The 15794-nt window shown below is 49.0% G+C and carries 13 protein-coding genes and 1 other annotated feature; of the genes, 5 read left to right on the forward strand and 8 right to left on the reverse strand.

The window, feature by feature from the left end:
* Window positions 1-30 precede the first annotated feature (30 nt).
* The 4 genes from adk to JK154_RS11390 all read right to left on the reverse strand — a co-directional run bounded on the left by adk (window position 31) and on the right by JK154_RS11390 (window position 5211).
* Entirely contained in the window at window positions 31-675 is a 645-nt protein-coding gene (gene adk / locus JK154_RS11375) for an adenylate kinase (RefSeq protein WP_211992653.1), read from the reverse strand.
* Window positions 676-990: 315 nt separating this feature from the next.
* On the reverse strand, window positions 991-2865 hold the full coding sequence (gene htpG / locus JK154_RS11380) for a molecular chaperone HtpG (protein ID WP_211992654.1): 1875 nt from the start codon (window positions 2863-2865) through the stop codon (window positions 991-993).
* A 189-nt stretch (window positions 2866-3054) separates the two neighbouring features.
* Window positions 3055-3660: a recombination mediator RecR gene (recR, locus tag JK154_RS11385; RefSeq protein ID WP_211992655.1), complete on the reverse strand. Its 606-nt coding sequence runs from the start codon at window positions 3658-3660 to the stop codon at window positions 3055-3057.
* Window positions 3661-3786: 126 nt separating this feature from the next.
* Complete coding sequence (locus JK154_RS11390; RefSeq protein ID WP_211992656.1) at window positions 3787-5211, reverse strand: MFS transporter; 1425 nt, start codon at window positions 5209-5211, stop codon at window positions 3787-3789.
* A gap of 111 nt (window positions 5212-5322) precedes the next feature.
* Here JK154_RS11390 and JK154_RS11395 point away from each other — a divergent pair, with 111 nt between their 5' ends.
* On the forward strand, window positions 5323-6222 hold the full coding sequence (locus JK154_RS11395) for a helix-turn-helix transcriptional regulator (protein WP_211992657.1): 900 nt from the start codon (window positions 5323-5325) through the stop codon (window positions 6220-6222).
* Between the two features lie 127 nt (window positions 6223-6349).
* Here JK154_RS11395 and JK154_RS11400 read toward each other — a convergent pair whose 3' ends face one another.
* The 3 genes from JK154_RS11400 to apt all read right to left on the reverse strand — a co-directional run bounded on the left by JK154_RS11400 (window position 6350) and on the right by apt (window position 9379).
* Window positions 6350-6679 carry a YbaB/EbfC family nucleoid-associated protein gene (locus JK154_RS11400; RefSeq protein WP_211992658.1) on the reverse strand — a complete coding sequence of 110 codons (330 nt, stop codon included), beginning with the start codon at window positions 6677-6679 and terminating at the stop codon, window positions 6350-6352.
* 87 nt (window positions 6680-6766) lie between these two features.
* On the reverse strand, window positions 6767-8719 hold the full coding sequence (gene dnaX / locus JK154_RS11405; RefSeq protein ID WP_211992659.1) for a DNA polymerase III subunit gamma/tau: 1953 nt from the start codon (window positions 8717-8719) through the stop codon (window positions 6767-6769).
* Window positions 7373-7437, reverse strand: a sequence feature (DnaX frameshifting element). Its footprint overlaps the gene before it by 65 nt.
* Window positions 8720-8827: 108 nt before the next feature.
* Window positions 8828-9379 (reverse strand): adenine phosphoribosyltransferase, encoded by a 552-nt coding sequence (gene apt / locus JK154_RS11410; protein WP_211992660.1) that lies wholly within the window; start codon window positions 9377-9379, stop codon window positions 8828-8830.
* 289 nt (window positions 9380-9668) lie between these two features.
* Here apt and JK154_RS11415 point away from each other — a divergent pair, with 289 nt between their 5' ends.
* Both JK154_RS11415 and rsmS read left to right on the forward strand, forming a co-directional pair.
* Window positions 9669-10205, forward strand: coding sequence for a primosomal replication protein (locus JK154_RS11415; protein WP_211992661.1), 537 nt, complete (start codon window positions 9669-9671; stop codon window positions 10203-10205).
* A 22-nt stretch (window positions 10206-10227) separates the two neighbouring features.
* A complete protein-coding gene (gene rsmS / locus JK154_RS11420; protein WP_211992662.1) occupies window positions 10228-10374 on the forward strand; it encodes a pleiotropic regulatory protein RsmS in 147 nt (48 codons plus the stop codon).
* Between the two features lie 20 nt (window positions 10375-10394).
* Here rsmS and acrR read toward each other — a convergent pair whose 3' ends face one another.
* Entirely contained in the window at window positions 10395-11051 is a 657-nt protein-coding gene (acrR, locus tag JK154_RS11425) for a multidrug efflux transporter transcriptional repressor AcrR (RefSeq protein WP_211992663.1), read from the reverse strand.
* A gap of 145 nt (window positions 11052-11196) precedes the next feature.
* Between acrR and JK154_RS11430 the strand changes: the two genes are divergently transcribed.
* Both JK154_RS11430 and acrB read left to right on the forward strand, forming a co-directional pair.
* The gene (locus tag JK154_RS11430; protein WP_211992664.1) at window positions 11197-12354 is read left to right on the forward strand and encodes an efflux RND transporter periplasmic adaptor subunit; all 1158 of its coding nucleotides are present in this window, start codon (window positions 11197-11199) and stop codon (window positions 12352-12354) included.
* A gap of 64 nt (window positions 12355-12418) precedes the next feature.
* Window positions 12419-15565 carry a multidrug efflux RND transporter permease subunit AcrB gene (gene acrB, locus JK154_RS11435; RefSeq protein WP_211992665.1) on the forward strand — a complete coding sequence of 1049 codons (3147 nt, stop codon included), beginning with the start codon at window positions 12419-12421 and terminating at the stop codon, window positions 15563-15565.
* Window positions 15566-15794 lie beyond the last annotated feature (229 nt).

The raw sequence follows: 15794 nt of genomic DNA on the forward strand, positions 1-15794 counted from the left end.
TTCCCCTGGTATGTTTTCATCTCGTTATGATTAACCGAGAATTTTTTCCAGTTCAGTGCGAACAGCATCAACGGATTGCGTACCGTCAATTTTCGCGTACTGAGTATGACCCGCCTGGGCTTCTTGCTGATAGTAGCCAATCAATGGGGCCGTCAGTTGATGATACTCAACCAGACGCTTACGCACAGTCTCTTCCTGATCATCTTTACGTGTACTCAGCTCTTCGCCGGTCACGTCATCAAGGCCATCAACTTGTGGTGGATTGTGTTTCACATGGTAGACACGGCCTGAAGGCGCGTGCACGCGGCGGCCAACGATACGGTCAACAATAAGGTCATCCGGCACATCAAATTCGAGAACGAAATCAACGTTAATGCCCGCTTCTTTCATTGCATCCGCCTGCGGAATGGTACGTGGAAAACCATCCAGCAAGAAACCGTTACGGCAATCTTCCTGCGCAATGCGTTCTTTTACCAGAGCAATAACCAGTTCATCCGTTACCAGTTTGCCCGCATCCATGATGCTTTTGGCAATATTACCCAGTTCTGAACCAGATTTGACCGCGGCACGTAACATATCACCGGTAGAAATTTGCGGAATACCGTATTTCCCCATAATGAACTGAGCCTGAGTCCCCTTACCTGCACCCGGCGCGCCGAGCAGAATAATACGCATTGCGTAATTCTCCATACGTTTAAATATTTGTACCCATCACGTTTCAAATGCCCGGACAAATACCGTTACCTGAGCACGGTGAATTCACGGTTGCCTATGCATATCGTTGATGTTTGCTATCAATCCGGGAGCAATTTGAATGATTCAGGGTAAAGATAAAATTAGGAGCGAAAACCATACCACTAAAGGCGGTATAATCACAACAAAGGGAGCACCAGAGAGCCAGTTTAAGTGCGTGAATGCAGGTTAAATAGTAATGTTCTGGCGAAATATTCCTCCCCCTGGCGGAGGAGGAATAAAAAGTACTGTCAGGAATTAAGATACCAGCAGCTGGTTCATTCGACGAATAAACTGGTTAGGATCTTCCAGCTGTCCTCGTTCAGCCAGCAGGGCTTGATCCAGTAGCAGCTCTACCCACTGGCTAAATGCCGCGTCATCTTGGGTATCTGCAGTACGTTTCACTAATGGATGATCCGGATTCAGTTCAAAGATATATTTCACTTCCGGTACGTCCTGGCCCGCTGCTGCAAACAGTTTCGCCATCTGGGTACTCATGTCATCACTGTCAGTGGTCACAATCGCCGGCGTATCCGTCAACCGATGTGTTAAACGTACCTCTTTGACACGTTCACCCAGCAGAGTTTTCACACGGGAGACGAAAGGCTCCAGGGCTTTTTCTGCCTCTTTATCTTGCTCAGTTTCCTCGTCCGCCAGTTTTTCCAGCGATGCGTCGGTTTTACTGACTGACTGGAATGATTTACCGTCAAACTCAGTCAAATAGCTCATCATCCATTCGTCGATACGATCGGAAAGCAGCAGTACCTCAATACCTTTTTTACGTAACAGCTCCAAATGCGGGCTGCTCTTCGCGGCAGCATAGCTGTCTGCGGTGATGTAATAGATCTTCTCCTGCCCTTCTTTCATGCGTGCCACGTACTCTTCCAGTGATACAGTCTGTTCTGAAGAGTCAGTATGCGTGGTAGCAAAACGCAGTAGTTTAGCAATAGCTTGCTGGTTGCCGTTATCTTCCGCAGGGCCTTCTTTCAGTACCAGACCAAAGTTTTTCCAGAAGGTCTGGTACTTTTCATTATCCTCTTTTGCCAGTTTTTCCAGCATCTGTAACACACGTTTGGTTAACGCACTGCGCAGATTTTGTGTCACGCGACTGTCTTGTAAAATTTCACGTGAGACGTTAAGAGGCAGATCATTGGAGTCCACTAAGCCACGAACGAAACGCAGGTAATTAGGCATGAACTGCTCTGCGTCATCCATGATAAACACACGCTGTACATACAGTTTCAAGCCGTGTTTATGATCGCGGTTCCACATATCCCATGGCGCATGGGAGGGGATATACAGCAGGCTGGTATACTCCTGCTTCCCTTCGACACGGTTATGGCTCCAAATCAGTGGATCAGTAAAATCATGGGAAATATGCTTGTAAAATTCGTTGTACTCTTCGTCACTGACTTCTGACTTACTGCGTGTCCACAAAGCTTGCGCTTTGTTGATTTTTTCCCAGCTAATCACAGTTTCGCCATCATTCTCTTCCTGGTGTTCAATTTCTACCGGCAGAGCAATATGGTCGGAATATTTGCTGATGACAGACCGCAGACGCCAGTCATCAAGGAATTCATCTTCACCTTCGCGCAGGTGTAAGGTAATTTCGGTACCACGGTCCGCTTTAGTGATATCAGCAATGGTATAGTCACCCTCACCAGCAGACTCCCAGAATACCCCTTCATCCGCACTCGCACCGGCAGCACGGGTACGTACAGTGACTTTGTCGGCCACAATAAAGGCCGAGTAGAAGCCGACCCCGAACTGACCAATCAGCTGGCTGTCTTTAGCCTGATCGGAGCCGATAGATTCAAGGAAGGATTTGGTTCCTGATTTAGCGATGGTCCCCAGATTATCAATCACTTCATCACGGGTCATACCAATGCCGTTATCTGCAATCGTCAGAGTACGCTTATCTTTATCAAATGATACGCGTACATGTAACTCACCATCACCTTCGTACAGTGCGGTGTCTGACAGCGCACGAAAACGTAATTTATCGGCAGCATCGGAAGCGTTGGAGATCAGTTCACGCAGGAAAATCTCTTTATTTGAATAGAGAGAGTGGATCATCAGGTGCAGAAGCTGTTTTACTTCAGACTGAAAGCCGCGAGTCTCTTGTCCTTTCATGGTCATTGATACCTCAACAAATCGAATGGGGGTTGCACAAACGTTGAGGAAGATATGGTAACGATTTGTGCCATTTCAACCGTTGGCGAACAAAAAACCCTAATATTTCAGTCAGGCAGCAGATTAACGGCGTATTTTCCGGTGACAGGAAGTCAATCTGCGCCAAGAGGCGGGTTGCCGGTGAAAAAACTAAAACTGAATTTTATGACGCCCCAGCAAGGAATGAGAAAGGGTCGTCCCATCCACCATTTCAAGTTCCCCCCCCACCGGTACACCATGAGCAATGCGACTCGCCTCAACACCATGGTGCGCACAAAGTTCGGCAATATAGTGAGCGGTGGCCTCCCCTTCAACGGTGGGATTCGTTGCTAAAATAATTTCTTTAATTGTCTCACTGGCTAAACGCGCTTCCAGCCTGTCCAGGCCGATATCATTCGGCCCAATGCCATCAAGGGGGGAAAGGTGCCCCATCAGCACAAAATAGCGTCCAGAGAATTGACCAGTCTGCTCAATGGCATGAATATCCGCGGGGCTTTCTACCACACAAATCTGGCCATTTTCCTGACGACGAGGATTTGAACAAATGGCGCAGACTTCTTGCTCGGTAAAAGTACGACAGTCGGCACAGTGACCAATTTCTGACATGGCGCGGGTTAAAGCCTGTGCCAGGCGCATGCCCCCACTGCGATCACGTTGTAGCAGGGTAAAAGCCATACGCTGGGCAGATTTGGGCCCGACACCAGGCAGGCAACGTAACGATTCCATCAGAGCTGTAAGTAACGGGCTGGTTTGCATGGTTCAACTATCGTAAAACAAAGTGGCCCCTAGCGTATCATCTGCGTGATTACGATAGCAAAAGATTAACCCGCTTGATGTTCTTAGAGGACAACGGGGGGACTACCGTTGCCCTCACCATTCTGCCTACCTTAGCTGTGTTGTCATCCCTGACAGTGTCTGGCGACGGATCAGGGCAATCCCCCCTAGCATCAGCATCAAGAACACTTCCACTCCAAGGAAACCTACCATTGCCAGAGGATAGTTACCGCCGTTGTTATGCTGGAAATGCAAAAATAATGCCCCCAGTACTGCCGGCCCCAGCCCCACAGTCGCCTGCTGTAAGGTGCTCAGAATCGCACTGGCGGCTCCCGCATCATTGGCATTGATGTCACGCATCCCAACCCGATAAAAACTATTCACTATTAGTGCCTGCCCATAACCGATCAGCAACGTTCCAGGGGCAATGGCCAGCGCCCCCGCTTGTTCGCCAAGAGAGTAGAGCGTGATCATCAGTACGAGCAGCCCTGCAATCTGCACGCCAATTCCCGACAGCAAGATAGCACCCAGAGAATGGCGAGCAATCAGCCTTGGGGCAAACCAGGCGGACAGAAAATAGGATACCCCCAGGGCAATAAAGCTATTTCCGGACTGCCAGGGTGCCATGCCCATTCCAGACTGGAGAGTCAGTGCCATACAGAACATAAAGGCCGACCAGCAAGAGAAGAACAATAAAGCAATCCATAACCCAAAGCGAATACTGGCCAGTTTCAGCAATCTGGGGGGTAACAGGGGCTGGAGCCCGCGCTGTTGCTGGCGCAAGGCACCCAGACGCATCAAATAACCGAGTGGTAATATCGCGACCAACATTCCCTGAAGCAGACCAGGCCAGTGTAACTCAGGCCCTAAAGCGAGGGGAAACAGCAAACAGCAAAGCAGTGCAGCCAACAGAACAGTGCCTTGCCAGTCAATGCGCGAGGGGATATCACTGCGCGTTTCCGGAATACAGGACCGGCTAAATAATAAAATCAGCAGGCAGATCGGCACATTAATGAAGAAGGCATTACGCCAGCCTAACCCCCCAATATCGGCTGAAACCAGCCAGCCGCCGCCCATTTGACCAATGATAAAAGCAATCCCTCCAATCCCCCCATACAGGCTAATAGCCCGGGCATGTGCCGTACCTTTCAACGTCACATGTAATGTTGCGAGGATCTGCGGCACGATTAGGGCAGCTCCTGAACCTTGTAATATGCGGGCCGCCAGCAGTTCATTAACTGAACCGGAAATACCACACAGGAATGAAGCAATACCAAAAATAGCGACCCCCCATAACATGATGTAGCGACGCCCGTAGTTGTCCCCAAGTTTGCTGCCCACGGCCAGGCTGACAGCAAACGCCACACCATACAGTGCGACGATCAGTTCCAGTTGAGTCGCCGTGGTTCCCAGTGACTGAGTGATTGAGTCAAGAGCAACATTGGTTATCGAAGTATCGATCAGCGGTAACATTTGCCCCGTCAATAACAGAAAAAGGCCAGCACGGCCCGGTGATACAGGCGAGTGGGTCATAAAAAACTCCATTGCATAGTTCAGGATACCCACGTAGCATCCCCGATCACTTAACCGGGTACCAGTTCTTGGTTATACTGGTATTGTGACTGCTATCTTAGGAAATTTGCGATGAATATCACTCAATCAGAGCCCCATGGCAGGATGCTGGATGACAGTCGGCAATTATTAGCTTCTTTTCTTCGTACCCGCCGTGAGAGTCTTGATCCAGAACGCCTTGGATTGCCACGCAGTGGTCGGCGCCGGACTCCGGGGTTACGCCGGGAAGAGGTCGCCCAGCTGGCTGATATTGGCGTGACCTGGTATACCTGGCTTGAGCAAGGACGTGAAGTTAACCCATCAGCCAATGCCATGACGGCAATTGCCACCGCCCTGCAATGCTCCCCGGCGGAAGCACGTTACCTGTTTATTCTGGCAGGACTGCCGCCGTCAGACTCGCCAGAGGGAGCCTATTGTGAAGGCCTGAGTATTGCCTCACGTCGGACACTGGATGCTTTGATGCCCAATCCTGCCAGTATTCAGAAGCCCAATTTCGACATTCTCGGTTATAACCGCCATTTTTGTCATATGCTGGGCGTCGATTTAGATAAGGTACCGGTCGAGGAACGTAACTGTATTTATCAGTACCTGACCAATGAAACCTGGCGGAGCCGAATTGAGCACAATGAATCCCTGCTGCCTCGATTTGTCGGCTTATTTCGTGCCGGGATCACTGAGCACCGTGATGATCCCCGCTGGGAAACGTTGCTGGCGCAATTCTTTAGCGCTTCTTCTGAATTTAAAGCCTTATGGGATAAACGTTACGAAATACGCAGCATTGAAAATCATATAAAACAGTACGTTCACCCGCAAATTGGCAGTTTTGGTATGCAGCAAGTCAACTGGTTTTCTGCGCCACGTAACGGTTCACGCCTGCTGGTCTACTTCCCGATAGACGACGCGGGTGAACGTGCACTACAGTTCTTTACCGAGCAGGAAAGGGCTCACCCTACCCCACTGATAACAGGCTAACCACTAAGCAAACAGACCTGTTTCTCAAGTACTGTCTCTGTCAGGGGACACGATAAAAAAGAGAAAGCGGAAACATCGTTTCCGCTTTCAGGTAATTCGCTAAAGACAGAATGTCTTCTGGCAAGAATCAGAATGGCATTTTAAAGCCTGGTGGTAATTGCATACCACTGGAAACACCCGCCATTCTTTCTTTTTGTGCTTCACCGATACGACGGGCAGCATCATTAAATGCGGCAGCGACCAGGTCTTCTACCATCTCTTTGTCATCTTCCATCAGGCTTGGATCAATTTCCACGCGACGGCAGTTATGAGCACCATTAATGGTGACTTTAACCAGCCCGGCACCTGATTCTCCGGTGACTTCCATTTTGGCGATCTCTTCTTGAGCTTCAGCCATTTTTTCCTGCATCTGCTGGGCCTGCTTCATCAGGTTACCCAGACCGCCTTTTCCAAACATAATAATCTCTCTTTCGTCGGGCCATTGTTCGCATCATGCGAGTGTGGCTATCAGGGGTTTACACAATGCCGCCAGCAAAGCGACACATTAAACAGGGCGAATACTATCCTCATCCAGTACGGCATCAAAGAATCTTTTTATTATTTGAATATTATGGTCACTATTCAAAGAATCACGAGCCTGTTCCAGTTTCTCTTCATAGATAACCTGACGCCATTCCAGTGGGGTACGCTGCGTCATATCATCATCTTCAACAATCGTTAATTCAATGGACTCCCCCTGAAGCTGGGAAAGTGCTTCGGTGAGCACTTTATGGGCTCCAGGAGAATTCAAATGCCGCAGAGCAGGACGCAAATGTAAGCAAATCTGTGCCTCATTTTGCTCTTTCCAGGCATTTAACGTCAGTTGCTGTACCAGTTTTGGTAATTGTAGCTTATCAATTTCCGCCGACCAACTGTCACGTTGCGTCGCTTCCCATGCTAGCTTTTGCGCCAGTTCTGGGGTTTTTTCATGCTCAAGCGCTTTTTTTAGTGCTTTTGGGGTCGCCACTGGGCTGGTGACCTCTTCACTGACCACTTGTGATATCCAGCGATAAGCTTCTGGTTTTACCTCTGCTGCCGGGGCAGTAACGGTGGAAGCTGATGAGGCCTGGATACGATCAGCCACTGATGCCAGTCTTTCGGCCGCGGAAAGTTTCACCGGCCGCGCTACATTTTGCGCCGCCGGCTCACTCTTTTTTGGTTTATCGGCCCCTTGCTGCCGCTGCAGTTGATTACGTGCCTGCAATATCTGACTGGTACTGTTCGGTAATGGTGGTGCTTCGCGAGCCGGTGCCATTTGTGCCTGTTGTGATGCCACAGCCCCTGGCTGGCTTGTCATGGCTGACACTGGCGGAACCACTGGGCTGATCATCGAAGATGGCAGTGGATCGACTTCAGGCTCAGGTAATGGTTTCTGTGGGTGGAAAGCAAGAGCGCGTAATAGCGTCATTTCAACACCCATACGACGATCAGGTGCCCAGGCCAGCTCTTTGCGACCAATCAGCAGGGTCTGATAATAGAGTTGCAGATCCGTTGGTGGAATGGAGCGAGCCAGTTCACGCATTCGTGCTTCAATCGCGACCATGTCGTTGCCCAGTGCCGCAGGTGACAGCTGAATCATGGCAAGTCGGTGCAACAGAGAGGACATCTCTACCAGTAAACTTTCCCATTCAACACCGCGTGAAGCGGCATCATTGAGCAGTGACATCACCCGCTGGCCATCAGCCTGAACGACGGCTTCAATCAGACCAAGCGCCTGGCTGTCATCCAGAGTTCCAAGCATGGAACTGACCGCTGCGGCAGTCACCTCCCCATCACCGCTGGCGATGGCTTGATCTGTCAAGCTTAATGCATCGCGCAAGCTGCCGTCGGCTGCACGGGCCAGGAGCTGGATAGCACGGGTATCATGAGCGATATTTTCTTTATCGAGAATATATTCCAGTTGCTGACCAATTTGATCAACATCCAGTGCTTTAAGGTGAAATTGCAGACAGCGGGACAGTATTGTCACGGGCAGTTTCTGCGGATCTGTGGTCGCCAGCAAAAATTTCACATGCGCAGGTGGCTCTTCCAGCGTTTTTAGCAACGCATTAAAGCTGTGGCGCGAAAGCATGTGAACTTCATCAATCAGATAGACTTTAAAACGCCCCCTGGCGGGTGCGTACTGCACATTGTCCAGTAGGTCACGCGTATCTTCAACTTTTGTGCGTGATGCGGCATCTATCTCTATCAGGTCAACAAATCGCCCTTGTTCTATTTCGCGGCAATTATCACAGACCCCGCATGGGGTTGCCGTGATCCCTGTTTCACAGTTCAGACCTTTTGCAAGTAAGCGGGCAATCGAGGTTTTTCCAACCCCACGGGTACCGGAAAAAAGGTAGGCATGATGAATTCGGCCCAGCGTCAAACCATTCGCTAATGCGGTCAGGACATGTTGCTGGCCAACAACATCAGCAAAAGTTTGTGGGCGCCATTTACGGGCTAAGACCTGGTAGCTCATCTGGGATTCGGCTCTGATTCGCGGGAAAAGTGAGTCAAAAGAGCCATGCTATCACAAGCCTTACCCGATGGGCGAGCAAGGCTTGTCACTCTTTAACGGGATAAAAACTCAGTGGCCCGGGAATGGCACCAGGCTAAAGATTTTAAGGCCCATGTTCTCAAGGCGCTGCTCGCCCCCAAGATCAAAGAGATTAATCACAAAAGCGGCGTCAGTGACATCCCCACCCAAACGGCGAATCAGTTTGACGGTGGCTTCAATCGTACCGCCGGTTGCCAGCAAATCATCAACGACCAGCACCTTGTCGCCAGCTTGAATGGCATCACTATGGATTTCCAGCGTATCAGTGCCATATTCAAGCTCATAGCTTTCACTCAGTGTTGGACGTGGTAGTTTTTTAGGCTTGCGCACTGGAACAAATCCTACTCCGAGTCCCAGTGCCACGGGGGCACCAAACAGGAAGCCACGTGCTTCCGTACCCACAACTTTGGTGATACCAGCGTCTTTAAATTGTGAAACTAACAATTCAATACTGAGGGCGTAAGCTTTCGGATCTTCCAGTAAGCTGGTAACGTCACGGAACAAGATCCCGGGTTTAGGGTAATCCTGGACGCTTTTGATACTGTTTTTGAGATACTCAAGCTGCTGCAAGGTCGCGGTCATCGGTTTATGCCTGCTAAAAACATGATACTAATCAGGGTGCGTTTTCAGTTCACTGATTGAAACTGGTGGTAATTAAACCATCGCACCCGTGCCCAAAAACGCTCGAATTTACTTCCTGGCGGCAATAATTGCAACTTTGTTGGTAAGGCTAATTATTTTTACGCCTCCGCCATACACGTAAAAAAGTGCCAAAGAGACCAAACTTGGGTTAATTATAAAGCTAAACGCGCCCAAAATGCGTTTAATATTCCATTGAATATGATCGAAAATATCCTAGAGAGGTTGATGGGTGTATTCCACTTCACTGTTACAGATGTTGCGTACCCGTATTGAAGAACTTGCACAGGCCATTGAACCCGTGGCTGCACTGCGGGCCTCCCAGGCTCGCTTTGACAGAAAGTTATTCGCAACCCGTGGCACACAATTAAAAGATTATCTGCTGGAGGTTCAGGATAATATGAATCAGCTTCAGCACAGTGTTGAACAGTCAAGAACAGAGCTCGTTGCATTTCTGGCTGAAAAACTGGTCGAACAGCTAGCGGCACTGCAACGGGAGCTGGCAACCACGGACCTGCGTAAACGTGAGCGTCAGCAACCGGAAGCAGAGAATTTCTATCAGCAACTGGCTACCACTCAAGGCTATGAACGCCGCCTACAGGCGATGATTAATGACAGGGAAAGCCAGCACTCACAACAAACAACCCTCGCCGGACAGCAAAAATTACAGCGAGAAATCCTCGCTCTTGAAGGTCGATTACAACGTTGCCGTCAGGCACTGGCACGCATTGAACGCGCAATTGAACGTCAGGAACGGGGCCTGGTATAACGCACTTATATAAGGAAGAAGAATGTCACTGGACAATGCACCTGATGAAGTCAAACTGGCAGTGGATTTAATTATGCTGCTGGAACAACATGCAATCTCAACCGAGACCGTGCTAAAAGCCTTAGAGATAGTTCGACAGGATTTTTTACAAAAACAGGCGCAGGAATAACCCCCCTGGCCATTGCCCCGTTACTGTGGCGGCGGAGTTTTCACTGGTCGGCATAGCGTGGTGCTACACTGGAACGTTTCCAATAAAATATCAATATAATCAGGTGCATTTCCATAGAGGTCAAAGCTGTCTGGCGCAATTAGCCAGTTTTCAATTAAGCCTGTAATATAGCTACGTAACGTAATCACGGCATAAGAAAGGTTCAGCTGCGTGGGGAACGAGCCCGCATCAATGCAGCGTTGTAAACTTGCTTCAATACGCTCATTGCCTTCCATATAAAGCGTACGACGCGCCTGTCGTAACACGCTGAGTTCACCAACAAATTCGCACTTATGGAAAATAATTTCCGTCATCAGGCGTCGGCGCTCTTCTGAAACCGTTGCCTGTAGGATATAAATGAGTAACTCTCTGAGAACAGTGTGTGGATCATCCGGGTATTTTGCCTGATACTCAAGTTCAAGATCACCGATACTGGATTCTGTAAGTTTCCATATTTCGTTGAATAACTCTGATTTATTTTTGAAATGCCAATAAATTGCACCACGCGTGACACCCGCTGCATAGGCGATGTCAGCCAGTGAGGTTGCAGAGACACCGTGCTGAGAAAACAGAATTATCGCTACGTCAAGAATATGCTGACGAGTTTCAAGTGCTTGTGCTTTAGTTTTTCGTGCCATATGTCGGTGAATATGCGAGCGTCAGATTTACATACATTTGTGAATGTATGTACCATAGTATGACGTGAAGATAAATATATGTAGTGGGATTGTGGGCATTTGCTCCATTGAATTAACGTTGAATTCGGACACTTGAGGTTTACATATGAACAAAAACAGAGGGTTTACGCCTCTGGCGGCCGTTCTGATGCTTTCAGGCAGCTTAGTGCTTACAGGATGTAACGAGAAAGAAAACCAACAAAGTGCGCCGCCTGCACCTAATGTGGGTGTGGTGACTTTGAAAAGCGAACCTTTGCAAATAACCAATGAACTTCCCGGGCGTACCAGCGCTTATCGTATTGCGGAAGTGCGCCCACAGGTGAGCGGTATCATTCTTAAACGTAATTTCACCGAAGGTAGCGATGTCCAGGCTGGTGTTTCACTTTACCAGATCGATCCCGCCCCTTATCAGGCTGCTTACAATAGCGCCAATGGTGATCTGGTTAAAGCACAAGCCAATGCCAACATCATGCAGCTTACCGTCAAGCGCTATCAGAAATTACTGGGTACTCAATACATTAGTCAGCAGGATTACGATCAAGCTGTTGCTAATGCCCAGCAAGCTAATGCCGCCGTTGTAGCAGCCAAAGCAGCTCTTGAAAGTGCCCGTATCAACCTGGCTTACACAAAAATGACCTCCCCGATTAGTGGCCGTACAGGCATCTCTTCTGTAACTGAGGGGGCTCTGGTCACCAGTGGTCAGGCTAATGCGTTAGTAACGGTTCAGCAAATCGACCCTATTTACGTCGATGTCACTCAGTCCAGTGGGGAGTTTCTGCGTTTAAAGCAAGAACTGGCTGACGGCAAACTGAAGCAGGAAAATGGCCGGGCTAAAGTTAAGCTTGTGACTAATGATGGTACGGCTTACAAACAGGAAGGGACACTGGAATTCTCCGAAGTTACGGTTGATCAGTCCACAGGGTCTATTACCCTGCGTGCGGTATTCCCTAACCCGGACAAATCTCTACTGCCAGGTATGTTTGTACGTGCTGAACTGGAAGAAGGTGTCAATCCAACGGCTATTTTGGTTCCGCAACAGGGTGTTACCCGTACTCCACGCGGTGATGCGTCTGCGATGATTGTGGATAAAGAAAATAAAGTCGAGGTTCGTCAACTGACCACCGGGGCTGCAATTGGTAACAAATGGCTCGTCACTTCAGGGTTACAGGATGGCGATCGTGTCATTATTAGTGGCCTGCAGAAAGTAAAACCGGGTATTCAAGTTGATGCACAAGAAGTGACTGACAGCAATGAAGGTAAATAGCAGCCCCCGACCGGTGAGTAGTCTGGATAGTAGAAGTCTTAACTTAAACAGGAGCCGTTAAGGCATGGCTAAGTTTTTTATCGATCGCCCTATTTTTGCCTGGGTTATCGCCATAATTATGATGCTGGCTGGGTTGCTTGCGATTATGAAGCTTCCCGTCGCGCAATATCCAACCATTGCGCCCCCAGCAGTAACAATTTCGGCAACCTATCCCGGTGCGGATGCAAAAACGGTGCAGGATTCAGTCACACAGGTTATAGAGCAGAATATGAATGGCCTTGATGGCCTGATGTATATGTCCTCTGCCAGTGACTCTTCGGGCACCGTACAAATTACGTTAACCTTTAACGCAGATACCGATGCGGATATCGCACAGGTTCAAGTTCAGAATAAACTCCAGCTTGCCATGCCATTACTTCCTCAAGAAGTTCAGCAGCAGGGTGTGAGTGTCGAAAAGTCGTCCAGTAGCTTTTTAATGGTTCTTGGTATGATCAATACCGACGGCACCATGGCTCAGGAGGATATTTCTGATTACCTCAGCGCAACGGTTAAAGACCCTATTAGCCGTACTAGCGGTGTCGGTGATGTACAGCTGTTTGGTTCGCAGTACGCCATGCGTATCTGGCTTAACCCCCATGAGCTGAACACCTACAATCTGACCCCTCTTGATGTGGTGACTGCTCTTAAAGCGCAGAACGCCCAGGTCGCTGCGGGTCAGCTGGGTGGCACACCACCAGTCAAAGGTCAGGAACTTAACTCTTCGATTATCGCCCAGACGCGTCTGACATCAGCGGATGAATTCAGCAAAATTCTGCTGAAGGTTAACACTGATGGATCCCGTGTATTACTGCGAGATGTGGCGAAAGTTGAACTCGGTGCAGAAAGCTATGACGTAATAGCACGTTATAATGGTAAACCTGCATCAGGTTTAGGTATCAAGCTGGCAACGGGTGCCAACGCACTCGATACAGCCAAAGCGGTGCGCGATACAATAACCAAACTGGAACCTTTCTTCCCTTCCGGGCTAGAAGTGGTTTATCCCTATGATACAACCCCGTTCATTAAGATCTCTATTAATGAAGTGGTAAAAACACTGCTGGAAGCCATTTTACTGGTATTCCTGGTCATGTATCTGTTCTTGCAGAACTTCCGTGCAACACTGATTCCAACCATTGCAGTACCCGTGGTTATCCTCGGGACGTTTGCCATCCTTGCTATCTTTGGCTATACGATAAACACCCTCACGATGTTTGCATTGGTGCTGGCAATAGGTTTGCTGGTGGATGATGCCATCGTCGTCGTTGAAAACGTCGAGCGTGTGATGGCTGAAGAGGGGCTATCGCCCAAAGAAGCTGCCTATAAATCCATGGGACAGATTCAGGGCGCTCTGGTTGGTATCGCCTTGGTTCTGTCTGCGGTATTTATCCCAATGGCTTTCTTCGGTGGGTCTACTGGGGCTATCTATCGTCAGTTCTCGATAACTATCGTTTCCGCCATGGTCCTTTCGGTACTGGTCGCAATGATCCTGACCCCTGCACTCTGTGCAACGATGCTGAAACCTATTCAGCCGGGTCATGAGCATAAGAAAGGCTTCTTCGGCTGGTTTAACAATATGTTCGAGAAGAGCACACATCATTATACCGACAGTGTTGGCAGAATTTTGCGCGGCACAGGTCGTTATTTAGTGCTGTATGTGATTCTGGTTGCCGGCATGGCATTGATGTTCATTCGCTTGCCCAGCTCTTTCTTACCTGATGAAGATCAGGGTGTACTGTTGTCTATGGTACAGCTTCCTGCTGGTGCGACTCAGGAGCGAACCCAGAAAGTGCTGAATGAGGTGAACAACTACTATCTGACCAAAGAGAAAGACAATGTTAACTCAGTATTTACCGTTAACGGATTCGGCTTCTCTGGTCGTGGTCAGAACGTAGGCCTGGCATTTATCTCACTGAAAAACTGGGATGAGCGTCCTGGCGCCCAGAACAAAGTTCCGGCTATTGCGGCAAGAGCGAATGCGGCACTGTCGAAAATCAGGGATGCCATGGTCTTCGCCTTTAACCTGCCAGCGATTGTTGAGCTCGGTACGGCAACGGGCTTTGACTTTGAGCTAATTGATCAGGCTAACCTTGGCCATGAGCAATTAACCCAGGCACGTAATCAGTTGCTTGGCATGGCGGCTCAACACCCGGATATGTTAGTGGGTGTGCGTCCAAATGGTCTGGAAGATACGCCACAGTTCAAAATTGAAGTGGATCAGGAAAAAGCGCAAGCACTGGGCCTGTCTATTAGTGACATTAATACCACACTGAGTTCAGCCTGGGGCGGAAGTTATGTGAATGACTTTATCGACCGTGGCCGTGTGAAACGTGTTTATGTCATGGCTGATGCGCCTTACCGTATGTTGCCATCTGATATTGGTAAATGGTACGTACGCAGTTCATCGGGTCAGATGGTGCCATTCTCAGAATTTACTACTTCTCGCTGGGAATACGGTTCACCTCGACTGGAGCGTTATAACGGTCTGCCATCCATGGAAATTTTGGGCCAGGCTGCACCAGGTAAGAGTACAGGTGAAGCCATGTTGATGATGGAGGAGCTTTCTGCCAAGTTGCCAGCTGGTATCGGTTACGACTGGACGGGCATGTCGTATCAGGAACGTCTGTCGGGTAACCAGGCACCTGCCCTGTATGCCATTTCACTCATCGTCGTCTTCTTGTGTCTGGCTGCGTTGTATGAAAGCTGGTCAATACCCTTCTCCGTTATGCTGGTTGTTCCGCTCGGGGTATTTGGCGCCTTACTGGCGACCATGCTGCGTGGCCTGACCAATGACGTATACTTCCAGGTGGGTCTCCTTACAACCATTGGCCTGTCGGCGAAGAATGCGATACTTATCGTTGAATTCGCTAAAGACCTGATGGAAAAAGAAGGCAAAGGACTGGTGGAAGCAACGCTTGAAGCCGTTCGTATGCGTCTGCGTCCGATTCTGATGACATCACTGGCATTTATCCTCGGGATTATGCCGCTGGTGCTCAGTAACGGGGCAGGTAGTGGTGCACAGAACGCAGTAGGTACAGGGGTCATGGGGGGTATGGTTACTGCAACCGTCCTCGCCATCTTCTTTGTGCCGGTGTTCTTTGTGGTCGTTCGTCGTCGCTTTAGCCGTAAAAGCGAAGATATTGAACACGCGCATCCCGTTGAACATAAAAAGTAACTAACGACAAGGCCGTGGGTGTTATTCCACGGCCTTAACCTGTCTGTTATGAATAATGTTAATCTTATTCAGCTCTGGGATTAACGCTCTTAATATTTATCGCCAAGCCCAGCCTGTAATCAATTCTGTACATCCTTTAGGTAATAAAAAGTTATTACCCGATATTATTCAGAACATTCTCAATTATGTACCCGCCTTCTAATGATCAATTAATAATCAGCATGAAAAG

The sequence above is a fragment of the Citrobacter sp. JGM124 genome, from assembly GCF_018257795.1.
Classification (GTDB): Bacteria; Pseudomonadota; Gammaproteobacteria; order Enterobacterales; family Enterobacteriaceae; genus JGM124.

Coding starts and splice junctions, on each gene's coding strand:
- acrB (WP_211992665.1), top strand. CDS start 12,419: ATGGCTAAGTTTTTTATCGATCGCCCTATTTTTGCCTGGGTTATCGCC.
- JK154_RS11390 (WP_211992656.1), bottom strand. CDS start 5,211: ATGACCCACTCGCCTGTATCACCGGGCCGTGCTGGCCTTTTTCTGTTA.
- dnaX (WP_211992659.1), bottom strand. CDS start 8,719: ATGAGCTACCAGGTCTTAGCCCGTAAATGGCGCCCACAAACTTTTGCT.
- rsmS (WP_211992662.1), top strand. CDS start 10,228: ATGTCACTGGACAATGCACCTGATGAAGTCAAACTGGCAGTGGATTTA.
- JK154_RS11430 (WP_211992664.1), top strand. CDS start 11,197: ATGAACAAAAACAGAGGGTTTACGCCTCTGGCGGCCGTTCTGATGCTT.
- apt (WP_211992660.1), bottom strand. CDS start 9,379: ATGACCGCGACCTTGCAGCAGCTTGAGTATCTCAAAAACAGTATCAAA.
- htpG (WP_211992654.1), bottom strand. CDS start 2,865: ATGAAAGGACAAGAGACTCGCGGCTTTCAGTCTGAAGTAAAACAGCTT.
- recR (WP_211992655.1), bottom strand. CDS start 3,660: ATGCAAACCAGCCCGTTACTTACAGCTCTGATGGAATCGTTACGTTGC.
- JK154_RS11400 (WP_211992658.1), bottom strand. CDS start 6,679: ATGTTTGGAAAAGGCGGTCTGGGTAACCTGATGAAGCAGGCCCAGCAG.
- adk (WP_211992653.1), bottom strand. CDS start 675: ATGCGTATTATTCTGCTCGGCGCGCCGGGTGCAGGTAAGGGGACTCAG.
- JK154_RS11395 (WP_211992657.1), top strand. CDS start 5,323: ATGAATATCACTCAATCAGAGCCCCATGGCAGGATGCTGGATGACAGT.
- acrR (WP_211992663.1), bottom strand. CDS start 11,051: ATGGCACGAAAAACTAAAGCACAAGCACTTGAAACTCGTCAGCATATT.